General features: G+C 46.7%; 9 protein-coding genes. 2 read left to right on the forward strand and 7 right to left on the reverse strand.

Going from position 1 to position 26,863, the window contains the following annotated elements:
* Positions 1-260 precede the first annotated feature (260 nt).
* On the forward strand, positions 261-15,236 hold the full coding sequence (locus J4N44_RS07520) for an Ig-like domain-containing protein (protein WP_252045038.1): 14,976 nt from the start codon (positions 261-263) through the stop codon (positions 15,234-15,236).
* Between the two features lie 99 nt (positions 15,237-15,335).
* On the opposite strand, the gene J4N44_RS07525 is transcribed toward J4N44_RS07520, so the two are convergent.
* Both J4N44_RS07525 and J4N44_RS07530 read right to left on the reverse strand, forming a co-directional pair.
* Complete coding sequence (locus J4N44_RS07525; RefSeq protein ID WP_017817404.1) at positions 15,336-15,740, reverse strand: hypothetical protein; 405 nt, start codon at positions 15,738-15,740, stop codon at positions 15,336-15,338.
* A gap of 205 nt (positions 15,741-15,945) precedes the next feature.
* The gene (locus J4N44_RS07530) at positions 15,946-20,322 is read right to left on the reverse strand and encodes an SslE/AcfD family lipoprotein zinc metalloprotease (RefSeq protein WP_252045039.1); all 4,377 of its coding nucleotides are present in this window, start codon (positions 20,320-20,322) and stop codon (positions 15,946-15,948) included.
* 315 nt (positions 20,323-20,637) lie between these two features.
* Here J4N44_RS07530 and J4N44_RS07535 point away from each other — a divergent pair, with 315 nt between their 5' ends.
* Positions 20,638-21,027, forward strand: a complete 390-nt coding sequence (locus J4N44_RS07535) for an ATP-binding protein (protein ID WP_053050518.1) — start codon at positions 20,638-20,640, stop codon at positions 21,025-21,027.
* A gap of 29 nt (positions 21,028-21,056) precedes the next feature.
* On the opposite strand, the gene J4N44_RS07540 is transcribed toward J4N44_RS07535, so the two are convergent.
* From J4N44_RS07540 to J4N44_RS07560, 5 genes are all read right to left on the reverse strand, one after another.
* Positions 21,057-21,695, reverse strand: a complete 639-nt coding sequence (locus tag J4N44_RS07540; RefSeq protein ID WP_050924393.1) for a sugar transferase — start codon at positions 21,693-21,695, stop codon at positions 21,057-21,059.
* Positions 21,696-21,705: 10 nt separating this feature from the next.
* Positions 21,706-22,905, reverse strand: a complete 1,200-nt coding sequence (locus J4N44_RS07545; RefSeq protein WP_252045040.1) for a glycosyltransferase family 2 protein — start codon at positions 22,903-22,905, stop codon at positions 21,706-21,708.
* A complete protein-coding gene (locus J4N44_RS07550) occupies positions 22,902-24,014 on the reverse strand; it encodes a glycosyltransferase (protein WP_045489236.1) in 1,113 nt (370 codons plus the stop codon). Before J4N44_RS07550 ends, J4N44_RS07545 begins: the two co-directional genes overlap by 4 nt.
* Positions 24,015-24,273: 259 nt before the next feature.
* Positions 24,274-25,701, reverse strand: a complete 1,428-nt coding sequence (locus J4N44_RS07555) for a GumC family protein (protein ID WP_053053548.1) — start codon at positions 25,699-25,701, stop codon at positions 24,274-24,276.
* Positions 25,698-26,822 carry a glycosyltransferase gene (locus tag J4N44_RS07560; RefSeq protein ID WP_252045041.1) on the reverse strand — a complete coding sequence of 375 codons (1,125 nt, stop codon included), beginning with the start codon at positions 26,820-26,822 and terminating at the stop codon, positions 25,698-25,700. Before J4N44_RS07560 ends, J4N44_RS07555 begins: the two co-directional genes overlap by 4 nt.
* Positions 26,823-26,863: the final 41 nt, after the last annotated feature.

Genomic DNA, 26,863 nt, shown 5'->3' on the forward strand with positions numbered 1-26,863 from the left:
TAGTTTTACACTTTATGAGCTGTTGTTCTAATTATTTTCTGGATAAAGATCATGTTTTCAATAGCTTAAACAGAATTGGTGCCTGTATATTTGTGATCTAGTCCCAAACAGGTCCTATATACACTTTTATAAGTAATATGTGACTCAAAAGTTGAAATTAAGTGTTAATGCGCTGTTATTGCGGAATATATTCGGGCAATATATAGCTAATAAGTATCATTGGTCAAAATGTTGACAGTATTTTTATGTCAGAGGTTTATATGGATCGTACTTCCTTAGTTCCAGTTGGTGAGCAGTTAGTCGTAATAGATTTGAATGGGCAATTGAAGGTTCTTGCCGAGAATGAGCGACCATTACCGGGCGAACTGATTGTTGCAGTCATCGAAGATGAACCACAAAAACTTCAAGTTAAAGTTGCAACAGAAGAAGACGAGCAAGACATCACTCAAGATGTTGCTCAAATTATTGACGCTCTTAGAGACGGGCAAGACCCGACATTACTGAATGAAGAGTTTGCCCCAGCTGCGGGTGAGAATGCCGGCTCCAGTTTGCAAGAAAGTGGGACTGTTGAGCGTACAGGGGCAGAAATACTTGCTAGCACTTTGTTTGAAACGACGGGTATCGCAGCACTAGGTTTGTCTGAAACTCAAAACCTATCGCTCGCGGATCTTATTTTGAACGCAGCAAATTCAGATAATACATCGCCAGCAATCAACCCTCGTCCTCCGGTTGCTGAAGATGACAGCGTTTTGACCGATGAAGACGCTTCGGTTTCTATCGATGTATTGGCTAACGACCAAGACGCAGATAGTGATTCACTAAGTATTGAATCGGCAACTGTTCCGGCAGAACAAGGCACAGTAGAGATTATTGATGGTAAGTTGATATTCACACCTGCAGAAGACTTTAACGGTGAAGCGACGGTTACTTATGTAGTAACAGATGGCGCACTAACTGATGAAGCCACGGTTACTGTAACGGTAAACCCGATCAACGACGCACCAGTGGCAGTAAACGACACTGTTACAACAGATGAAGATACCGCCGTTACTATTGATGTGCTTGCGAACGACAGCGATCCAGAAAACGATACGCTGACTATCACAGCGGCATCGGTACCAGCAGAGCAAGGTACCGTTACCATTGTGGATGGTAAGTTGGTCTTCACACCTGCCGAAAACTTCAATGGCGACGCAACGATTAGCTACACCATCTCAGATGGTCAGCTAACAGACGATGCAACGGTTGCGGTGACGGTTAACCCAGTTAACGACGCACCAGTGGCAGTGGATGACACTGTTGCAACAGACGAAGACACCGCGGTTACTATCGATGTATTGGCGAATGACAGCGATCCAGAGAATGACCAATTAACCATTACCAATGCATCAGTACCAGCAGAGCAAGGCACCGTTACCATCGTAGATGGTAAGTTGGTCTTTACGCCTGCTGAAAACTTCAATGGTGATGCAACGATTAGCTACACCATCTCAGACGGTCAGCTAACAGACGATGCAACAGTTGCGGTGACGGTTAATCCTGTGAATGACGCGCCAGTGGCAGTGGATGACACTGTTACAACAGATGAAGACACTGCGGTTACTATCGATGTATTGGCGAATGACAGCGATCCAGAGAATGACCAATTAACCATTACCAATGCGTCAGTACCTGCAGAGCAGGGTACGGTGGCGATTGTTGACGGCAAACTGGTCTTCACACCTGCCGAAAACTTCAATGGCGACGCAACGATTAGCTACACCATCTCAGACGGTCAGCTAACCGACGATGCAACGGTTGCGGTGACGGTTAATCCAGTGAATGACGCACCAGTGGCAGTGGATGACACTGTTACAACAGATGAAGACACTGCGGTTACTATTGATGTGCTTGCAAACGACAGCGATCCAGAGAATGACCAATTAACTATTACCAATGCGTCAGTACCTGCAGAGCAAGGTACGGTGGCGATTGTTGACGGCAAGTTGGTCTTCACACCTGCCGAAAACTTCAATGGTGATGCAACCATCAGCTACACCATCTCAGACGGTCAGCTAAGTGACGATGCAACGGTTGCGGTGACGGTTAACCCAGTTAACGACGCACCGACTATCGACGTCACAGCAGTTGATAGCGTGACTGAAGATGCGGTATCTACCGACACAGTAGTGGCAACACTCGTTGTTGCTGATACAGATACGCCAGCAGATGAGCTTACCGTTCAGCTAGAAAACAACACCGATGGTTACTTCGTCCTAGACGGTGATCAAGTTAAGTTGACCGATAAAGGTGTCGAAGCGGTTAATAATGACCAGCTTGACCTAACTACCTTGTCTGTTAGTGCTTCGGTATCAGACGGTGTGAATCCGAAAGCGACAGACACGGATTCTCTTGATGTCGTTCGTGTGAATGATGCACCGACTATCGACGTTACCGCGGTTGATAGCGTGACTGAAGATACGGTATCTACTGACACAGTAGTGGCAGCAGTGACCGTTGCCGATACAGATACGCCAGCGGATCAACTGACGGTTCAGTTAGAAAACAACGCTGACGGTTACTTCGTGCTCGATGGTGACCAAGTTAAGTTGACCGATAAAGGTGTCGAAGCGGTTAACAATGACCAGCTAGATTTGAATAGCCTGACTGTCACAGCGTCGGTATCAGACGGCGTGAACCCGAAAGCGACAGACACGGATTCGTTGGACGTGGTTCGCGTAAACGACGCACCAACCATCGACGTCACAGCCATCGATAGCGTGACTGAAGATGCGGTATCTACCAACACAGTAGTGGCAACACTCGTTGTTGCTGATACAGATACGCCAGCAGATCAATTGACGGTTCAGCTAGAAAACAACGCTGACGGTTACTTCGTCCTAGATGGTGACCAAGTTAAGTTGACCGACAAAGGTGTCGAAGCGGTTAACAATGACCAGCTAGATTTGAATAGCCTGAGTGTCACAGCGTCGGTATCTGACGGCGTGAACCCGAAAGCGACAGACACGGATTCGTTGGATGTGGTACGCGTAAACGACGCGCCGACCATCGACGTTACCGCGGTTGATAGCGTGACTGAAGATGCGGTGAGCACCGATACAGTAGTGGCAACACTCGTTGTTGCTGATACAGATACGCCAGCAGATGAGCTTACCGTTCAGCTAGAAAACAACACCGATGGCTACTTCGTCCTAGATGGTGATCAAGTTAAGTTGACCGATAAAGGTGTCGAAGCGGTTAATAACGACCAGCTAGATTTGAATAGCCTGACTGTCACAGCGTCGGTATCTGACGGAGTGAACCCGAAAGCGACAGACACGGATTCGTTGGACGTGGTTCGCGTAAACGACGCACCAACCATTGACGTTACCGCGGTTGATAGCGTAACTGAAGATGCGGTGAGCACCGATACAGTAGTGGCAACACTCGTTGTTGCTGATACAGATACGCCAGCAGATGAGCTTACCGTTCAGCTAGAAAACAACACAGATGGCTACTTCGTCCTAGACGGTGATCAAGTTAAGTTGACCGATAAAGGTGTCGAAGCGGTTAACAATGACCAGCTTGACCTAGACAGCCTAACGGTAACTGCTTCGGTATCAGACGGCGTGAATCCGAAAGTAACAGACACCGATTCGTTGGACGTGGTTCGCGTAAACGACGCACCAACCATTGATGTCACAGCGGTTGATAGCGTGACTGAAGACGCGGTATCTACCGACACAGTAGTGGCAACACTCGTTGTTGCTGATACAGATACGCCAGCAGATGAGCTTACCGTTCAGCTAGAAAACAACGCTGACGGTTACTTCGTGCTCGATGGTGACCAAGTTAAGTTGACCGATAAAGGTGTCGAAGCGGTTAATAACGACCAGCTAGATTTGAATAGCCTGACTGTCACAGCGTCGGTATCAGACGGCGTGAACCCGAAAGCGACAGACACGGATTCGTTGGACGTGGTTCGCGTAAACGACGCACCGACTATCGACGTTACCGCGGTTGATAGCGTGACTGAAGATGCGGTGAGCACCGATACAGTAGTGGCAACACTCGTTGTTGCTGATACAGATACGCCAGCAGATCAATTGACGGTTCAGCTAGAAAACAACGCTGACGGTTACTTCGTGCTCGATGGTGACCAAGTTAAGTTGACCGATAAAGGTGTCGAAGCGGTTAACAATGACCAGCTAGATTTGAATAGCCTGACTGTCACAGCGTCGGTATCAGACGGCGTGAACCCGAAAGCGACAGACACGGATTCGTTGGACGTGGTTCGCGTAAACGACGCACCAACCATCGACGTCACAGCCATCGATAGCGTGACTGAAGATGCGGTATCTACCAACACAGTAGTGGCAACACTCGTTGTTGCTGATACAGATACGCCAGCAGATCAATTGACGGTTCAGCTAGAAAACAACGCTGATGGCTATTTCGTCCTAGATGGTGATCAAGTTAAGTTGACCGACAAAGGTGTCGAAGCGGTTAATAATGACCAGCTAGATTTGAATAGCCTGAGTGTCACAGCGTCGGTATCTGACGGCGTGAACCCGAAAGCGACAGACACGGATTCGTTGGATGTGGTACGCGTAAACGACGCGCCGACCATCGACGTTACCGCGGTTGATAGCGTGACTGAAGATGCGGTGAGCACCGATACAGTAGTGGCAACACTCGTTGTTGCTGATACAGATACGCCAGCAGATGAGCTTACCGTTCAGCTAGAAAACAACACCGATGGCTACTTCGTCCTAGATGGTGATCAAGTTAAGTTGACCGATAAAGGTGTCGAAGCGGTTAATAACGACCAGCTAGATTTGAATAGCCTGACTGTCACAGCGTCGGTATCTGACGGAGTGAACCCGAAAGCGACAGACACGGATTCGTTGGACGTGGTTCGCGTAAACGACGCACCAACCATTGACGTTACCGCGGTTGATAGCGTAACTGAAGATGCGGTGAGCACCGATACAGTAGTGGCAACACTCGTTGTTGCTGATACAGATACGCCAGCAGATGAGCTTACCGTTCAGCTAGAAAACAACACAGATGGCTACTTCGTCCTAGACGGTGATCAAGTTAAGTTGACCGATAAAGGTGTCGAAGCGGTTAACAATGACCAGCTTGACCTAGACAGCCTAACGGTAACTGCTTCGGTATCAGACGGCGTGAATCCGAAAGTAACAGACACCGATTCGTTGGACGTGGTTCGCGTAAACGACGCACCAACCATTGATGTCACAGCGGTTGATAGCGTGACTGAAGACGCGGTATCTACCGACACAGTAGTGGCAACACTCGTTGTTGCTGATACAGATACGCCAGCAGATGAGCTTACCGTTCAGCTAGAAAACAACGCTGACGGTTACTTCGTGCTCGATGGTGACCAAGTTAAGTTGACCGATAAAGGTGTCGAAGCGGTTAATAACGACCAGCTAGATTTGAATAGCCTGACTGTCACAGCGTCGGTATCAGACGGCGTGAACCCGAAAGCGACAGACACGGATTCGTTGGACGTGGTTCGCGTAAACGACGCACCGACTATCGACGTTACCGCGGTTGATAGCGTGACTGAAGATGCGGTGAGCACCGATACAGTAGTGGCAACACTCGTTGTTGCTGATACAGATACGCCAGCAGATCAATTGACGGTTCAGCTAGAAAACAACGCTGACGGTTACTTCGTCCTAGATGGTGACCAAGTTAAGTTGACCGACAAAGGTGTCGAAGCGGTTAACAATGACCAGCTAGATTTGAATAGCCTGAGTGTCACAGCGTCGGTATCTGACGGCGTGAACCCGAAAGCGACAGACACGGATTCGTTGGATGTGGTACGCGTAAACGACGCGCCGACCATCGACGTTACCGCGGTTGATAGCGTGACTGAAGATGCGGTGAGCACCGATACAGTAGTGGCAACACTCGTTGTTGCTGATACAGATACGCCAGCAGATGAGCTTACCGTTCAGCTAGAAAACAACGCTGATGGCTATTTCGTCCTAGACGGTGATCAAGTTAAGTTGACCGACAAAGGTGTCGAAGCGGTTAATAATGACCAGCTAGATTTGAATAGCCTGAGTGTCACAGCGTCGGTATCTGACGGCGTGAACCCGAAAGCGACAGACACGGATTCGTTGGATGTGGTACGCGTAAACGACGCGCCGACCATCGACGTTACCGCGGTTGATAGCGTGACTGAAGACGCGGTATCTACCGACACAGTAGTGGCAACACTCGTTGTTGCTGATACAGATACGCCAGCAGATGAGCTTACCGTTCAGCTAGAAAACAACGCTGACGGTTACTTCGTGCTCGATGGTGACCAAGTTAAGTTGACCGATAAAGGTGTCGAAGCGGTTAACAATGACCAGCTAGATTTGAATAGCCTGACTGTCACAGCGTCGGTATCAGACGGCGTGAACCCGAAAGCGACAGACACGGATTCGTTGGACGTGGTTCGCGTAAACGACGCACCGACTATCGACGTTACCGCGGTTGATAGCGTGACTGAAGATGCGGTGAGCACCGATACAGTAGTGGCAACACTCGTTGTTGCTGATACAGATACGCCAGCAGATCAATTGACGGTTCAGCTAGAAAACAACGCTGACGGTTACTTCGTCCTAGATGGTGACCAAGTTAAGTTGACCGACAAAGGTGTCGAAGCGGTTAACAATGACCAGCTAGATTTGAATAGCCTGAGTGTCACAGCGTCGGTATCTGACGGCGTGAACCCGAAAGCGACAGACACGGATTCGTTGGATGTGGTACGCGTAAACGACGCGCCGACCATCGACGTTACCGCGGTTGATAGCGTGACTGAAGATGCGGTGAGCACCGATACAGTAGTGGCAACACTCGTTGTTGCTGATACAGATACGCCAGCAGATGAGCTTACCGTTCAGCTAGAAAACAACGCTGATGGCTATTTCGTCCTAGACGGTGATCAAGTTAAGTTGACCGACAAAGGTGTCGAAGCGGTTAATAATGACCAGCTAGATTTGAATAGCCTGAGTGTCACAGCGTCGGTATCTGACGGCGTGAACCCGAAAGCGACAGACACGGATTCGTTGGATGTGGTACGCGTAAACGACGCGCCGACCATCGACGTTACCGCGGTTGATAGCGTGACTGAAGATGCGGTGAGCACCGATACAGTAGTGGCAACACTCGTTGTTGCTGATACAGATACGCCAGCAGATGAGCTTACCGTTCAGCTAGAAAACAACACCGATGGCTACTTCGTCCTAGATGGTGATCAAGTTAAGTTGACCGATAAAGGTGTCGAAGCGGTTAACAATGACCAGCTAGATTTGAATAGCCTGACTGTCACAGCGTCGGTATCAGACGGCGTGAACCCGAAAGCGACAGACACGGATTCGTTGGACGTGGTTCGCGTAAACGACGCACCAACCATTGATGTCACAGCGGTTGATAGCGTGACTGAAGACGCGGTATCTACCGACACAGTAGTGGCAACACTCGTTGTTGCTGATACAGATACGCCAGCAGATGAGCTTACCGTTCAGCTAGAAAACAACGCTGACGGTTACTTCGTGCTCGATGGTGACCAAGTTAAGTTGACCGATAAAGGTGTCGAAGCGGTTAACAATGACCAGCTAGATTTGAATAGCCTGACTGTCACAGCGTCGGTATCAGACGGCGTGAACCCGAAAGCGACAGACACGGATTCGTTGGACGTGGTTCGCGTAAACGACGCACCAACCATCGACGTCACAGCCATCGATAGCGTGACTGAAGATGCGGTATCTACCAACACAGTAGTGGCAACACTCGTTGTTGCTGATACAGATACGCCAGCAGATCAATTGACGGTTCAGCTAGAAAACAACGCTGATGGCTATTTCGTCCTAGATGGTGATCAAGTTAAGTTGACCGACAAAGGTGTCGAAGCGGTTAATAATGACCAGCTAGATTTGAATAGCCTGAGTGTCACAGCGTCGGTATCTGACGGCGTGAACCCGAAAGCGACAGACACGGATTCGTTGGATGTGGTACGCGTAAACGACGCGCCGACCATCGACGTTACCGCGGTTGATAGCGTGACTGAAGATGCGGTGAGCACCGATACAGTAGTGGCAACACTCGTTGTTGCTGATACAGATACGCCAGCAGATGAGCTTACCGTTCAGCTAGAAAACAACACCGATGGCTACTTCGTCCTAGATGGTGATCAAGTTAAGTTGACCGATAAAGGTGTCGAAGCGGTTAATAACGACCAGCTAGATTTGAATAGCCTGACTGTCACAGCGTCGGTATCAGACGGCGTGAACCCGAAAGCGACAGACACGGATTCTCTTGATGTCGTTCGTGTGAATGATGCACCGACCATTGATGTCAAAGCGGTTGATAGCGTGACTGAAGATGCGGTGAGCACCGATACAGTAGTGGCAACACTCGTTGTTGCTGATACAGATACGCCAGCAGATGAGCTTACCGTTCAGCTAGAAAACAACACCGATGGCTACTTCGTCCTAGATGGTGATCAAGTTAAGTTGACCGATAAAGGTGTCGAAGCGGTTAATAACGACCAGCTAGATTTGAATAGCCTGAGTGTCACAGCGTCGGTATCTGACGGCGTGAACCCGAAAGCGACAGACACGGATTCGTTGGACGTGGTTCGCGTAAACGACGCACCAACCATTGACGTTACCGCGGTTGATAGCGTAACTGAAGATGCGGTGAGCACCGATACAGTAGTGGCAACACTCGTTGTTGCTGATACAGATACGCCAGCAGATGAGCTTACCGTTCAGCTAGAAAACAACACAGATGGCTACTTCGTCCTAGACGGTGATCAAGTTAAGTTGACCGATAAAGGTGTCGAAGCGGTTAACAATGACCAGCTTGACCTAGACAGCCTAACGGTAACTGCTTCGGTATCAGACGGCGTGAATCCGAAAGTAACAGACACCGATTCGTTGGACGTGGTTCGCGTAAACGACGCACCAACCATTGATGTCACAGCGGTTGATAGCGTGACTGAAGACGCGGTATCTACCGACACAGTAGTGGCAACACTCGTTGTTGCTGATACAGATACGCCAGCAGATGAGCTTACCGTTCAGCTAGAAAACAACGCTGACGGTTACTTCGTGCTCAATGGTGACCAAGTTAAGTTGACCGATAAAGGTGTCGAAGCGGTTAACAATGACCAGCTAGATTTGAATAGCCTGACTGTCACAGCGTCGGTATCAGACGGCGTGAACCCGAAAGCGACAGACACGGATTCGTTGGACGTGGTTCGCGTAAACGACGCACCGACTATCGACGTTACCGCGGTTGATAGCGTGACTGAAGATGCGGTGAGCACCGATACAGTAGTGGCAACACTCGTTGTTGCTGATACAGATACGCCAGCAGATCAATTGACGGTTCAGCTAGAAAACAACGCTGACGGTTACTTCGTCCTAGATGGTGACCAAGTTAAGTTGACCGACAAAGGTGTCGAAGCGGTTAACAATGACCAGCTAGATTTGAATAGCCTGAGTGTCACAGCGTCGGTATCTGACGGCGTGAACCCGAAAGCGACAGACACGGATTCGTTGGATGTGGTACGCGTAAACGACGCGCCGACCATCGACGTTACCGCGGTTGATAGCGTAACTGAAGATGCGGTATCTACCGATACCGTAGTGGCAACACTCGTTGTTGCTGATACAGATACGCCAGCAGATCAATTGACGATTCAGCTAGAAAACAACGATGACGGTTACTTCGTCCTAGATGGTGACCAAGTTAAGTTGACCGACAAAGGTGTCGAAGCGGTTAATAACGACCAGCTAGATTTGAATAGCCTGAGTGTCACAGCTTCGGTATCTGACGGCGTGAACCCGAAAGTAACAGACACCGATTCGTTGGACGTGGTTCGCGTAAACGACGCACCGACTATCGACGTCACAGCAGTTGATAGCGTGACTGAAGATGCGGTATCTACTGACACAGTAGTGGCAGCAGTGACCGTTGCTGATACAGATACGCCTGCAGATGAGCTTACCGTTCAGCTAGAAAACAACACCGATGGTTACTTCGTCCTAGACGGTGACCAAGTTAAGTTGACCGATAAAGGTGTCGAAGCGGTTAATAATGACCAGCTTGACCTAACTACCTTGTCTGTTAGTGCTTCGGTATCTGACGGAGTGAACCCGAAAGCGACAGACACCGATTCTCTTGATGTGGTACGCGTAAATGACGCACCGACTATCGACGTCACAGCGGTTGATAGCGTGACTGAAGATGCGGTATCTACCGACACAGTAGTGGCAACACTCGTTGTTGCTGATACAGATACGCCAGCAGATGAGCTTACCGTCCAGCTAGAAAACAACACAGATGGCTACTTCGTCCTAGACGGTGATCAAGTTAAGTTGACCGATAAAGGTGTCGAAGCGGTTAATAACGACCAGCTAGATTTGAATAGCCTAACGGTAACTGCTTCGGTATCAGACGGCGTGAATCCGAAAGTAACAGACACCGATTCGTTGGACGTGGTTCGCGTAAACGACGCACCAACCATTGACGTTACCGCGGTTGATAGCGTAACTGAAGATGCGGTATCTACCGATACCGTAGTGGCAACACTCGTTGTTGCTGATACAGATACGCCAGCAGATCAATTGACGATTCAGCTAGAAAACAACGATGACGGTTACTTCGTGCTCGATGGTGACCAAGTTAAGTTGACCGATAAAGGTGTCGAAGCGGTTAATAACGACCAGCTAGATTTGAATAGCCTGAGTGTCACAGCTTCGGTATCTGACGGAGTGAACCCGAAAGCGACAGACACGGATTCGTTGGACGTGGTTCGCGTAAACGACGCACCAACCATTGACGTTACCGCGGTTGATAGCGTAACTGAAGATGCGGTATCTACCGATACCGTAGTGGCAACACTCGTTGTTGCTGATACAGATACGCCAGCAGATCAATTGACGATTCAGCTAGAAAACAACGATGACGGTTACTTCGTGCTCGATGGTGACCAAGTTAAGTTGACCGATAAAGGTGTCGAAGCGGTTAATAACGACCAGCTAGATTTGAATAGCCTGACTGTCACAGCGTCGGTATCTGACGGAGTGAACCCGAAAGCGGCAGACACGGATTCGTTGGATGTGGTTCGTGTGAATGACGCCCCAGAATCTACGCCAACAACTGTGACTCTGAATGAAGATGCGCAGGGCGCAGATGTATTGCTTGATTGGGCATCTTTCGGTGTGACGGATGTGGATTCTGCAGACGCTTCACTATCGATTCAGATTACCTCGCTGCCGAATGACGGATTACTTGAGTACAAAGACGCTCAGGGTGATTGGCAGGCTGTTCAAGCAGATCAAGTTCTCGATAAGTCGCAGTTTGACGCTGACGGTGTGAGATTTACTCCGGAGACAAACGAGTCTGGTGATAGTAGCTTTGGCGGTACCAATGTTGGTGATCAATCTGGTCATTATGCTCAAATTGGCTTTAAACCAACAGATGGTCAGAACGAAGGTCAACAATCGACGCTAACCATTGATGTCACCCCTGACGCTGATGCGCCAACCTTGAGCACCGTAACGCCAGGCTTGTCGGTACCTCTGCAAGAGTTCAATGTTACGTCTTGGAACAACGTCGTAGTGGGTTCTGGTAATGGGCTAGGTGTCACAGGTCAGGTTCTTATCAATGCAATTGATGCTCTTGATTCTGCTAACGGTAATCAATCCACAACTTCGAATGTGCAAGATACGTCGTCTTATGCGACAGCCGCAAATGAAGCAGTACTTGTGACAGGATTGGTTTACCTAGAAGCGGGTACAAGCTACGACTTCACTGGTCGCGCGGACGATAGCCTTGCAATCACAGTTGGTGGGTCATTGGTCGATGAAGCTCGTTGGGGTAATGCTCAAGGTACAATTACGGGGGGTGCATTCGTACCTACTGTTTCTGGATTCTACCCGCTAGAGATTTACCATCACAATCAAAGTGGTCCGGGTAACTTCAACGTCGATGTTTCTATCAATGGTCAAGCGCCAGTTAACCTAAGCAATAGTAACTTGGTTGTGGTTAGTGATGTTAACGCGTTAGACGCGACTGATATCAGAACCTCTGCACTACAAGAAGTGAATGGTGTTGAAGTCTACGAGACCTACCAAGTAAACGAAGGTCCTCAGGATACTGCGATTCCTCTATCTGAAATTAGAGCAAATCTAAATGATACTGACGGCTCAGAATCGCTTGAAGTGACATTGAAAGGTATTCCTGTAGGCGCGGTGATCTCGGATGGCACTAACTCAATTACTATTGCTAGCGCGGATGCGGTAGATGTAACCGGATGGGCGCTAGACGGACTGACGGTGACTCCTCCTGCAGGTTCTCATGATGATTTCACTATCACGGTAACTGCGACAGCAACAGAAGAGTCTAATGGTGATACTGCTGACTCTACGGCGACGATCAATGTAGTTGTGCATGAAAACTTGCCAACGAATACAGCAAGTGATGTTGTTACAACAGACGAAGAACAGCAGTTACAAGGTAACGTCCTGCTGAATGATTCAGATGGCGATAACGTTCTACTGGTTGACCATATCACGGTTAACAACACTAATTATGCGGTTGGTCAGACGGTATCGCTGAGCAACGGCACGCTGGTTGTGAACCAAGATGGTAGTTACACGTTCGACCCAGTAAAAGACTGGTCAGGTGACGTACCGACAATTACGTACACGACAAATACTGGAGCGACAGAAACACTAGATATTGACGTCGTAGCGGTAGCAGATAAGCCAACAATCAGTATCTCTGTGGGTGATATGTCGAAAACCGACGCGGTTGAGTCTAATCACAGCTTGGTAACATCGGCAACAAACAATACGCCGGCTCAGAACAAAGTCATCGCAGATGCAATTGGTTTAGATGGCGTTCAACAAGGAGTGAATCCGGTCGCGAATGTAGCCTTGGGTAGTAACAATGACACTTCAGATACTGATTCGTTATTTGTCGGTACAAATTACAACGACACCTTCTATGGTGGCGCTGGTGATGATGTCTTTGTTGGTGGTCGTCAAAATGACTCTTTCTACGGTGACGATGGAAGATCTACAACGCAATATGATGGTAAAGACACGGTTTACCTAACTGGTAACTTCAGTGACTACCAGTTTACGTTTAAGAACAACCATAGTGGCCAAGTTCCGTATTGGATCTTCCTAGACAAGCGTTCAATCGATTCAGAAAATGACAATACGGGCTTTGAGGACCGTGGTGATCACCTGTACGAAATCGAGCGCGTTGTCTTTGCGGATAAGGTGATTGAGATAAATAAAGATGGCACTTACGAGGTTCTACAAGATCGTTGGGTGCCGATTGAAGTGGATGTTGACTTAGCTGACACTGATGGCAGTGAGTCATTAGCTCAAACTGTCCTTGTTGATGGTCTACCTGATGGTGTTGAGTTGTACGTCAATGGTCAAGCCGTTGCGGAAGAGCCAAGCGGTGGCTATATCGTGAACCTCGATTCTCAAGGCCAAGCTAACTTTGATGTAAAAGTACCGTACGATTTTGAAGGTAGCCTGGACTTCCCATTAAGTGTCACTGCAACATCGATTGAGTCATCAAACAATGACCAAGCGACTGAGACCGAATCGGCTCAAGTTTCAGTTCGCGATTACGAATACGTTACCGGTACGCACGGTGATAACGATATTACCGGTACAGCTGATGACGACATTATTGTTGGTGATGTCCAAGGTCTGCAGATTGTTGAGGGCGAGGATTACAACATTGCTTTTGTTCTAGATACTTCAGGCAGTATGGGGTATGACGTAGGTAAAGCAGAGGCTGAGATTCAAACGGTTCTTGATACCTTGATCAGCAGTGCTACCGGTTCTCATTCGGGTAAAGTGAATGTCTTGCTAACAACGTTTGCAACGAATGATAAGTTGCTGTTGGAAGTTGATTTGAGTGACCCAGACGCTTCAACGAAAATCGCGACTGCATTTGCAAACAATAGAGACAATGGCAGTGGTAACACAAACTATGAAGCTGCATTTGATTCAGTGCTAGATTGGTTTGCAGGTAAAGATAGTGATGCAAATAACGTCACATACTTTATCTCTGATGGTACGCCGAACCAAGCTGACCACAATAGCGCTTATGATTTGGTTTCGATGACTAATGTGGTGATTGGTGCTGAAAATGGCAAAATTATTACTTTGGGAGACGTGTTACCAAGCGATTATCAACGTGGTGATGTTGTGACTTACAACAACCAAACGGTTATTGCGAGCAACACAGAGGTTTATTCTTTGTCGACTGGCGACCGCCTTGGCTACATGTACAGCAACACGGGTTACTATGACTACAGCAATAGTGTTACCGCTCAAGCTGATAATATGTACAAAGCATTGGAAGAGTTCAGTGAAGTGCATGCGATTGGTCTTGGTAACAACTTGGACGCAAGCACACTCGAAAACTACGACTCAGACAATACAGTGCGAACCAACATTGATGTTTCACAGTTGGCTGAAGTTATCCTTGGTAAGGAAGTTGCTCTGCTTCAAGGTAGAGATGACATCGATAGTCAAGCTGGTGACGATATTATCTTCGGTGATGCAATTCGATTTGGTTCTAGTGATGAACAAGGTGTATCCGCATTACAAGAGTATGTTGCTGGTCAATTAGGTAAAGATGTTGGTCTTGTTACCGAGAAAGATGTTCATAACTACATTACTGACAACCAAGCTGAATTTGAGCAATCTCGTTCAAGCGACCGAGCGGATAACCTGTCTGGAGGTGAAGGCAACGATATCCTATTCGGGCAAGGTGGCTCAGATACGCTGGACGGCGGTATAGGTGATGACATCCTGATCGGTGGTTTGGGTAACGATATCCTTACCGGTGGTGATGGTGCAGACATCTTCAAGTGGGTGGATGTTGCAAATGAGACAGATACAGTAAAAGACTTCAATGCAAACGAAGACTCTCTTGATTTCTCTGACTTGTTCGAGGATCTATCTAAGGATGAACTTGGTTCGTTACTGGATGATCTGAAGTCGGGTGATCACGCTGGCGATGTTGGTAATTACCATGTGGAAGTTACGCAAGATGGAGCAACAGACTCTAACTTGAGTATCTCTAAAGGTGGAACGACATTAGATATCCATTTTGATGGAGCAAGTGTTGATGACGTCACTTCACACCTGATTGCAAGTCTGGATTCTCAACTTAAAGATATGTAATCAAACCAACTGAAGGTATGAAAAAAAGGTCTAGCGTAATGCTAGACCTTTTTTGTTTTCAGTCAGGTATAAGCCTTTATTGGCGTTTTCTGTGTTTTACTACAAAGTGTAGATGTCATGCTCTCGAAGCAGGTACAACGCGAAGCAAGCTGCGAGCATTGGCCACGCAGCAAAGAACAGCAGGTTGTTAAATGGGTCTAGGTATTTAGCAAACGAAGAAAAGGTTGAGCCAGCATGTAAAACTAAAATGGCGAGGTAGGTTATATTTTTCCATAAGCCAGCGACAAAAATCCCAATAAATACTAATTGGGCAAGCCCCATCGCGACAGAGATTCCACTTGAAATGTCTAAACCATAAAAGCCGGCAAATACTTTCATTGCGTGTTCTGGAACAAAGACTTTATCTAGTGCCCACATAATAAACACCAAGGCGATACTTAATCGCAATGCTAATAATCCTAGTCCTAACTGTTTTTTGAGTTTAAGTGGCAGTGTTTCTTTCATTTGGAGTCCTTTAAAGAGTAATGAATAAGTTCTCAATGGCAGACCGCGGTTTTTCTTATCTGATTACAACGGGATATGTAAATATTCGTGAATTGGTTATCTTGAGAAGCAAGTCCGTACAGGGTGATCCCGCTTGAGCACTAAAAGCGCGATGAACAAAAAAGCCGACAGAGTCGAATTCTGTCGGCTTTTGATTTACAGCGGTTTACTCAACGGACAAATACTCAGAAGGGGATTTGTCTGGTTTTGGTAGTTTCATTGCCGCTACGGCATTGAAGCCTACTTGTGTTAAGCCACCAGAGTAATCAACACTGCCATTTGGTAAGTTGGCTTTAGTTTCTGATGGATTCCACTTGCGGAAGTAATCTGTCAAATCGTACTGGGTTAAATAAGACGTACACGCCATCAGCAAATCGCCTTGGCTTAACTGGCTGCTCTGCGTTGAACAGTAGTTAATACCGTGGTCACCAACACTGTCACCACGAGCTTTGCGGTGAGCCAACTTGAAGAAGTTCCAACCCTGATCTTCACCAAAAATGCTTGGTTTAGATGCTTGATTAGAGTACCAAGTGTCAATGTCAAAATGATCTTCTGCCCAAAGCTTCAACTGACCGAACATGGCTAAGCGCATACCGACATCTGCCTCACTCCAAGCGTGACCTTCAAAGCGGTCTAGCCATAGAGGTGACTTAGATAAGTCACTTGCGATGCGCTCCATGAGTGGTGTGGTGTTACGTTGTTCCTGCATGTATAACGCAAGGATGTTGTTGGTTACCTCGGTTGAGCCAGCCATCATAAATGGTGCTGATGCTAAGTTATGACCTACCTCGTGCCATAGTAACCAATCATTCGTTGGATTCGTTGGGACCTTTGTCGATGTCGGCCAGTAGCTGTTGCTTTGTACTGGGTAACCAGAATGTGCTGCACCAATAGAGATTTGTACATCATTCACAAAGCGGTGTCGGTTAGCCAAGAGAGCATCATAGGTAAATCGACGATGCTTGCCATCTTCCGTCACCTGATCGCGTCCGTAAAAGTCGCTTGCATGATTTGCGAAGGCGTTCAGTTCATCAGCGAATTTAGGTACATCAGTTTCCTGTACGTTGTTGACAGGAGTGGTGTAGATGAAATGACCAGAATCGATTTCGGCAAGTGGTACGTCAGCATTGATGTTGTTTACCCATTTGCCATCTTTCCACCAAGATGCTTGTAGTACGCCGTTAAAGTTGAACGTCACCACATCACCTTGAGCAGTTTCAAGAGGCTGGATGTAAATCAAACCACCATAAGGGACTTTAAAGGTTAATGACGTCCCGTCATATTGGAAGGTCTTCTGAACGCGAGGTGGACGTTTCAAACTCAACTCATGATTCGCGCGCCCTGTCAGATCATCAACTAACGCCACGTTAATCGAAGCTTTTACGCCCCCGGAAATCGTCACATTTTCAAGTTGTGGAGCCCATAAACCTGTCGATTGCATACTGCCAGCGGTGCCAATTACGGTTTTGTTGTTAGTGTGAATATCGACACTAGCCGAACTTCCAGATTGCAATGGTCGACCTGGGTAGCCTGTCGTATCGACACTGATGTCTAAATCCCAGTATGAGCGACCTAGCATCATGCGAGTTAACGGTTTTTCCATCCAGTTTAGTGGGTAAGAAGGGTTAAGTTCGCCTGATTCTGTAATCATTGACCATTTAGCTAACTGCTCTTGTGTCTCTTGACCACATGCACTTCCGCCTTGGTGAGTGTTGTTAGTGTAACAGTTCAGTATTTCGACTGCGCGTTTGAAGCCAAGCTCGTCTTGTACGTCCTGTTTATACTCGTATTGTTCGTCATTCCATAGCCAAACTGATAGGTTGTCGTAAGTTGATGTTAACTCCGCTTGCGACAAGCGTTCACCAATCTCACCTTTACTACGGTAGTAAAGCTCGTGAGAGAATAAGCGATCAATGTTTGCACCTAGGTTTGCAGCCTTGACCATACTATCGACGACTTCAGGACTCATTTCATAGCGAGTGAAGTCAGGACGATGGTGGTTACCTCGGCTCGGAATACCATGACCTTTACGTACTTCAATACAGTTAACTTCGTATTGGTATTCGTCCTCACACAATGGCACGCCTGGGAAGTTCTTTTGCAGTTCCGCGATGGCTGTTTGTTTCTCTTGCTCAGATTTCACCATGTGGAAGGCGTAGCGCTGATGCTCTTGGTCGTCAACAGTTACCTTGTACAACGGAATCTCAAGCGTTGGCATGTCGATATTGCCAGGCCATGTGACGGTGCCATTGTCATTGATTTCAATTTTTGTGGTATCGGCATAACGCTCATAAACCACAAGATCGAATTCCGCCACTGTGTGTAGGTTAGGGACGTTTGGACCCGATGTACTATGACACCAATAGCTATCTGAACAAAGAGACTGGAAAGTCTTCGCAACGTTTGCACCGCCTACAGAGACGCCAGCGGCATCAGCTAAACGAGCGATAGGCTCAGGATTACTTTCCTCTAGAGCATCAAAGAAGATGATGTTGCCGCCGTTGTTTACATATTCGATCAGCGCTGTGACGTCATCTGCATCCAACTTAGGCTGTTGAATATCAGAAACGACGGACTTAGTATCGTAGCCATCGGTTTTAATCTCATAAGATTGAAGCAGTAATAGCGGAGTCGTCGTTGCATCAAGAGTGCTGAATGAACCACTATTTAGCAATTCCATATCACCAAGTTGGTAGCTTGGGTTAACGAAGAAGTCGTAGATTTGACCCTCTTTGCGATCCCAACGGAAAGCGTGCCCCTTGCTGATGTTTGTCGCAATGGCAATCGAATCCTGTGATGCGTTTGGTACTAGCCAATTGATCAAGTTGCCGAACATCTTTTGCATGCTGCCGTTGTCGGTACGAGTATCTGCGTCTTGAGCAACTTGGTTGTGTGGCGTGCTGTAGCGACATGTTTGTTTCTCGCTTTCAATGCCCAAATCTGCGCCTGCCCAGTAGTTTTCTGGACACGAGAAAATAGAGGTGTACATCGCGTTACCCAAGAACACTACTTTACCTGAACCAATCATACCCGCGGTCATGGTTGGTAAATTGAAGGTCGCTGTTTGTTTCGAGATTTTTTCCGGACGCTGCATCTTGACTGTCGATGTTTCATCAATGGTCGTTGCATCTACGATGTAAGCTTTCTTGTCTTTACCTGAGCCACGTGTCCAAGCGGCCTCTTCACCAAAAGGAAGCCAGTAACTGTTGTCATTACGTGGCATTAGCACTGGGAATGCTTCATTGGTTAGGTTGAAGTTACGCATTGCACGTGTATAACCAGAACCGCCCCAACCATGGTTATCATGGAAGATGTGCACGCTATCCACGCCTGCATAAATTTGATGCAGAGATTGCGTTACATAATTGCTCCCTGTAGCGCGAACGGTACGCAACATAGGTGCCGCAAAGCCTGACCACTGTGGTGCTTGTTTCAACTGTCCATCGATGATCTGCGTTAAACCTTGGCTAAACTGTGCAGCAAACTCGTTTGGCGTCGTGAAGTTAGTACCTTCAATCTTTGCGCCGTTTGGTAAGCTAAGGTTGATCAGTTCATTGATTACGTTAGGGTACTGCGCAAATACCTGACGAACGTTATCGTTGATCTCAATGTTGCTGTCAGTCTGAATACCATAACGATGAACAAACGCCTCTAGGTTTTGTTTTACCAACGGATTGTCACTTAAATCCGCAAGTTGGTAATTCACTTTATTGCCTTTAACTTGCCCGAGTGTGAAGGTATCGATACCAAAGATCAGGTTCTCGCCCCATAGGTATTCAAACTCGCCGTTTGCATCTGTCATACCACGTGCAGAGTGGCTGAAGAACTCAACACCTGCAAGGGGGTGGCCTTGCGAGTCCGTCAAGCGACTTGTCGTTAGTGGCTTGTTAGCAGCGCTTGGTTTGTATTCATAAGTTGCTTCGGCGTTGGCAGAAACAAACGACCCGGTTAAGTTGTTACTTGCACCTGGGGTAACTTCTGGCTGAAGCTCTGGATCAACGTGTGCGCTTGGTTGCCCACCTTCATTCGCGACACTTGGATTGAGAAACTCATCAATCGCCGCTTGATCTTCGCTTCGATACAGGTCTTGGATATCGTAGCTGTTGATTTCATCTAAACACACTTGTGTATCTTGAGTAGGGCATGTGTCGATCTTGTTTAACAGCTTAGTGACATTACTTGCGTGTTTACCTAGCACATCTTTAAGATCATACGCTTGAGTTAACTCAGATGGTTGTGAACCTTCACGTGTTTGTTCTGGCACTAGGTAGTTGAACGTACCTAGAGGAATACCACCGAATTGACAGGTGAATGTGCCTTCAGAAGCGGTATAAGTGAAGTAGCCTGACTCACTGATATCTTGATCATCACACTCAAGATCACCGGTTAACTGTTTACTATGAATAAACAGCTTACCTTGATAGATATTGTCCTCGATATCAGGTATTTCTGGAGTTGGGAGTTCTGTTGAGTTGTTGCTTTCATCGCCACCGCAGCCAAACAGCAGCGAAGCGACAAGGATTGAAAGAAGACTTCGTTTCAAAGACTAAACCCTTATGAAGTGCCATCATCATTTGGATGGCGAGTTGGTTGAGAGTTACTTTATTTTAAAGCTCAAATCTATCGAGATTATGCTGTTAAGTAATTAACTTTTAGTAAGTTTTTAGGGCTCGATAAATGCGCGCGCATTCTAGTTTTAAAAGCGGCAGGAGGGAACAAAAAGATTAGCTTTGTATTGAACAAATTTTCACAACTGAGGGTGGGATTCACAGAATGAATAAGCCTAGTGGTTAGTTGGACTTTCTTTTCTGCAAAAATAGCGTACAGTTTGTTGGTTTTTCACTGAAATCATCCGATCATGACCAACGCAAAACTCCTTCTTATTCGTGGTTTACCAGGCTCTGGAAAAACGACGCTTGCTAAGAAATTGTCCAAACAGCTCAAAGCTAAACACTTTGAAGCTGACATGTATTTTGAGAATGAAATTGGAGAATACGTTTTTGATGGTACCAAGCTAGCGGATGCCCATGAATGGTGTTTTCAACAAACCCGTAAGTGGCTTAATAAAGGTAAGGTGGTGATTGTCAGCAATACCTTTGTTCGTCATTGGGAAATGAAGCGCTACCTAAAGTATTGTGAGAAAAAGCAAATTGAAGTGGAAGTGCAGGTATGTCGTGAGCAATATCAAAGCATTCATGATGTGCCATTGGCGACGATCGAAAACATGCGTCGCCAATGGCAAGAATAACGTTTTAACCTCTTTTGGTCTCAAGAATACTACTGACCCCTGCCATCGATCATTACAACCAATGTTTTGCTCATAATGGCGATGTCCATCGAAATCCACGAGTAAAATGAGCTTAAGCTCAATGCGTAGCTGTGGTCGAAGCCGACTTTACGGCGAACATCCTCAATACATGAGTCGTAGCCTTGATTGACTTGTGCTAACCCTGTGATGCCTGGTAGAACACCGTAAGTGCGTTCAACAAAGTAAGGAATCTCATCTTCTAGCTTTTGGTAAAAAGCAGGGCGCTCAGGACGAGGACCAATCAACGACATTTCACCTTTTAGCACATTGAATAACTGTGGCAGTTCATCTAAGCGTGTCTTACGTAAGAATCGACCGACAGGTGTGATTCTTGGATCATTCTCTGAAGCCCATACCGCGCCGGAACGTTGCTCGGCATCGACATACATAGTGCGAAACTTCATGATTTCAAACAAGTCCATCTTGTCTGGTGTACAGCGCCCAACACGAAGCTGACGATAAATCACAGGGCCTTTTGAGTTCATTACAATTGCTAACGCAATCAAAGGCATAATCGGCATGGTGACGAGCAAGATGAGCAGTGAAACAACTACATCGAAAGCGCGTTTTGCTAGATGAATATTTGAGTCGTAGCGTGAAGTTTTCATGATGCTTTCCTTATTGATTAACGCGCTTCCAGCGTCCGTTTTCCATTCCAAGTAGGTAGCGTAGTCCGCCTGCGAAGTTAGCTATGTGTCCAACCACTAAGTAATTGATTAACTTAAATGGCTTAAACAAATTTAATACTGGTACTAAGTAAGTGAAGAGAGCAACTGAGTAGACTGCCAGTTGTGCCAGCATTAGAAATTGAAACGCTGGGTAGTGAATTAGCAGTAATGAACTCACCAAACACATGATCATTAGGTAAGGAGTCGCAAGACGCAGTACCTTTCCTGATAAAAATGCAAATGCAGTGCCACGATAGCGGGGTAACAGCAGCTTTTTAAGTTTCAAGAACTGCTGCATATTGCCTGCAGAGATGCGTAGACGTCGTTTGAAGTCAGAGTTATCAGAGCTTTCTTCTAGCTCAAGAGCCAGCATCCTAGGTTCATAAATGGATGCATAACCTTGTAGTACGATACGCATTGGTAAAATGAAGTCATCGTTAATGATCTCAGGTTCGAGCGGCGTGAACAGTTTGGTTCTAAATGTATAGAACGCGCCGTGAGAACCAATGGTTGAGCCAATCAACGACTCTTTGTATTTCACATTAGATTGGTACTGCCAGTAAGCTGCTTCACCTTGGTTTTGTGTCGCCATGATTTGATAAGTCGCATTGACTACACCGATATTCTCATTTTGATAGTGTTGGCTCGCTAGCAGTAAGGAATCACAAGAGACTAGGGCAGAAACATCACTAAGGACGGTAATCTCAGTGGTTATGTTTTTCATTTCAGAGTTGATGAGCGTCACTTTGCCACGATTGATTGCGTGGTCTCGAATGATGAATAAAGTGTCAGCACAGATCGCTTCTTGAATGGTGTTCTGTGCTATCTCTGCTGTGTTGTCGGTGCATCCATCACAAGCAATGACAATCGTTAATTTATCTCGCGGATAGTCAAGGCTTGCAAGGTTTCGGATCTTTTCTGCGATCCATTGTTCCTCGTTGTAGGCAGGTACAACGATTGTCATCGTAGGTAAGATGCAGTCGTTTTTGGATGCTTTGTAACAACGCTCTTTTACCGTTGCTTTCTTCGCTACCTTGCGCTGTTCACGACGTGTTGAAAGCCAGTTCAGAACAAGAGGGTAGCCAACGTGATGGTAGACAATTAATAGCGCAGACAAAACGAAGCCAGTGGTCCAAAGTAAATCAATCATAAGTCCTCTCCTTGAGCTAACATCGCGTAGCGGTTAACCATATTGCGGATATCGAAATGCTTAAGAATATGGGCTCTAGGCGAACGCGGTATTTCTGATAAATGCTGTGACAATGCATCCGCTAGAACGGGAACTTTATTTGGCTCAACCAATGCGCTTGTTTGTGGGCATAGCGTCTCTTTTACCGCACCAACATCACTAGCAATGCAAGGGACGCCGCAGGCTTGTGCTTCTAAGGTTGAAAGTGGAAAACCCTCTTGAAGTGAAGGTAGACAAAAGACATTTAAGCTTTGGTAAAAGTGCGGCATGTCACTAACCAAGCCCAAGAACGTTACTCTGTCTTCCAGTCCCAAAGTGCGTACCTGCGCTTCTAATAACTCTCTTTGGCTACCGTTTCCTGCAATGGCAAGGTGTGTATGTGTTGGTAGATGTGAGAAGGCTTTGATTAGGATCTCTTGCCCCTTAACGGCTTCTAAACGACCTGCTGTTCCGACAATGAACTTATCAGTGGGAAGCGAAAAGCGCTCACGGGCTTGGTTTTGATTACCATTGGTGAACTTTTCACAATCAATCCCATTATGAATAGTGCTGACTCGAAGATAGCCTAGCTTGTTGGTTATTTGGTCAGCGACAAACTCAGCGTCTGCAACAACTTGGGGGCGAAGACTCTTGAGTAATACTGTTTGTAATCTAGCTGCTTTTTGGTTGTTTAAGTGCCAAGCATCATGCTCCGTGTGGATTAAGGTTTTAATGCCTAGCAATCGTGTCGCAATCCCGCCATACAGCAAGGGACCGATATGGTGAGTATGAACCACATTTGCGTTGAGTCTTTTGAGTATATGTTTCAATGCTCGGAGTGTGGTTAGGCTAAAACCTGGCGCTTTATCGAGAAAGCAAAGTTGATCTCGGTAATCCAACAACTTACTCCAATGACGAAATGCAACCGTTTTGTTCCCCTCAAGACTGACCACAAAAACGGAGTCTTCTGCTTTAGCAAAACGAAGCATCTCTAGTACCAGAGTTTCTAATCCGCCGGGGGCGAGATGTTGGACGACGTGTACAATCACATTGCCGTTCTTGGTTGATGTTCGAGTGTCTGAGTTTTCCATTCCTGAGTCCTCGATATATTTGTTTTTCTACATGTTGACTTGTGCACGCTATGTGCCAAAAATTAAAGTAATTAAAAACAACAAGTTAATGATTTGGACGTGCTGAACATCAAAATGAGAAAAGAATATTCTCATTTTGAAATTCAGAATTCGCGGATGAAAGAAATTCCCAGTTAATTGCTTGATTTAATGGGAATGGGGATGAGAAAGCACTCAACGAACGAGTGCCTTCACATGATGCTGAAATTTAAAATTCTGGCTAGAAGATTACTTTAGGGATAGTGGTAATCACGGGGACGCCCAAGTGTTGTTCAAGGGATTTTCGTGAGCGAATCGAGTTATCTGCCAGTTCCGCAATGGTTGCTAATCCGATACCTAATCCAGCACCACCAATGAACCCTAAGATAACGAACATAAAAGCGGGTAAATTGGCTGGAATTGTGGGAGTGTAGGGCTCATCAATGACTTTCACGCGTTTATTTTCTTCAAATACACCCAAAGAACCGGTGAGTTGGGCCATTTCATAACGTTCAACCAGTTCTTCGTACAATTGGCGTTTGACTGTCACATCTCTTGCCAGTCGATTGATTTCAGTTGCGGTGCTACCAAATCGATTCGCATTGGTTTCTAACTCTTGAATCATGCTTTGCAGACTCGCTGTCTCTTCTTGAAGCGATTCATATCGACCGCGCATGATTTGCAATTGATGGAGCTGAGAAACAAGCAGAGGTTGCGCATCACCAATATTGCTTACCGTTGCGGTGCTGGCGATATCCCAAAGCTGGTTACTGTTCATCTCAGGTTGTTTTGAGTTGAGTAGAACGGCGCGCTCTTGTTCTAGGCGATTCAATTCTCGCAATTTTCCTTGGACCATACTGTGCGCTTCTGTGTACTTGGCACGAAGTAGGGTTAGTTCACTGCGGATCTCGATGATTTGCTCTTCAATTTTACCAATCACTGGGTTGGTCTTAGAAAGTTGTTGGTCCAAGCTGCCCAAGCTGCGTTTTACACCAGCCAGTTCCGCTTCTTTCTCTGCCAATGTCTGCTTTAGGCTCGCTAAACGAGTCAGGCTTTGTGCCTGCATCTCTGGTGTTGCGTGCGAATAGGCGTTTTTGTATTCGGCAAAGGCTTGCTCGGCTTTATCTAGTTCCTCACGACGTTTATCAATATGCATGGTAAGAAAGTGGCTTGAGTCTTTAATCGAAGATCGCTCAGGGGCAAGAAGTTGTTCTACAAAATGATCGCTGACGGAGCCAAGTATATCTTCCATACCTTCAGACTTACTGCTGGTTAACTGGATTTGAATGAAGTCTTTACCAAGCTGTTGCACCGTGAGGCGATTGGCAAGCTCTTTAATGATGGACTCTTGTTCTTTCGGTCCCATGGTGTCATCAATCAAGCCTTGTTCTTGAGCAACCGAATACAGCACATGACGGCTTTTCAATAGGGTACTTAACGCGCTCAAGCGATCTTTCAGCATGGTTGAGACGGCAAGATCTTCGAGGAATGGATTCATCTTGGCTGTTTCTTGAATCAGCATACTAGTGTGTGCCACATATTTCGTTGGCATCATTTTACTGACGACAAAGCCTAAGATAGGCAATACCAACATAGGAATAACAATCAGATAGCGACGTCGCCATGCACCATGCAGTAATAAGGTGATGTTGTCTCTTAAATCGTTCATAACGCCCTCACTAATCGCTCAACTTGACGTGCTCTTGATTGCCAACTTTGTTGTTGGATGATCGAGAGTGAACCCTCTGGTGGTGGGAGTAAGTGATTCAGGCTCGCACGAACATCATCCACATCTGCCACAACATGCAGCATGTGTTGGTAGGGCTTAAGTGCTGGGAAAGCCGTACTGATGACCGGTGTACCTGTTGCGAGGTATTCCAATAATTTAAGTGGATTACAGGCTTGAATTTGCGCGTTATCAACGAATGGCAGCCAGCTCGCATCCCAATGTTGTGAGTAGCTAGGTAAATCTTGATGTGCTCGAGGTCCTAGGTAATGGACGTTGCTTCGTTGTGGCAACGGGTTGTGAGGAAATTCATTTGGACCAATAAAGACCAAGTCCCAATCCTGCGCTTGATCGGCCACTTGCTCTATCAAACGGTAATCTAACCATTCTGATAGGCTGCCGTAAAAACCTAGTACCTTACGACCATTGTTTGGCATATCTTGCGCTTTCGCCGTTGGCTCTGAAAACAAACTGAAGTCCACACCATGCGGTAGAGTCACGGTTTTCTCTTGCGGAAGCTCCGCGGCAAGCTTATCGCTGGCAGCCAAAATAAGGTCTGCGTTCTCAATCAAGTCAGCTTCATGTTCCAAAATGGTTCGATGATCGACACCCGCGAGTGCGCCAAAGTCATCACCACAGTAATAAACAATGCCTTTGGTACTCATTTCTCGACAAATATCCACAGCGGTAGGCAGTGACGTCCAAAAAACGGCATGTTGAAAGCCGAGCTCATTCAGTTTTTTGCTCAGTTGATGTTTCATCATTTTCGTCGCGACGCTACGTGCCCATTTCGATTTGGGAGCAGGGATCGTCAGCAAAGTGATGGTGTGGATGTTTGAGACATCCTCTCGGCCGAAAGGCGTTTGAACCTTGTCTTGTTGTTTGAATGATCCAGTCAGTTTGGTGACGAGGCGTTTAGCGTCTTTTGGTGTGAACTTTGGTTGTCTTAAGCCAATCGAGTTGACCCAAAGAATACGATGGTTATTCGCTAGGTGCTTTATCAGATGTTGAGTGGAAGATGGCAAGCCGCCGAAGTCTTCTCCAAATACTACGATATCTGTCATCGTTCTCTCCTTGAGCCAATTGATTCGTTGTTGTTACTCAA

The sequence above is a fragment of the Vibrio sp. SCSIO 43155 genome, assembly GCF_023716605.1.
Lineage (GTDB): Bacteria > Pseudomonadota > Gammaproteobacteria > Enterobacterales > Vibrionaceae > Vibrio > Vibrio harveyi.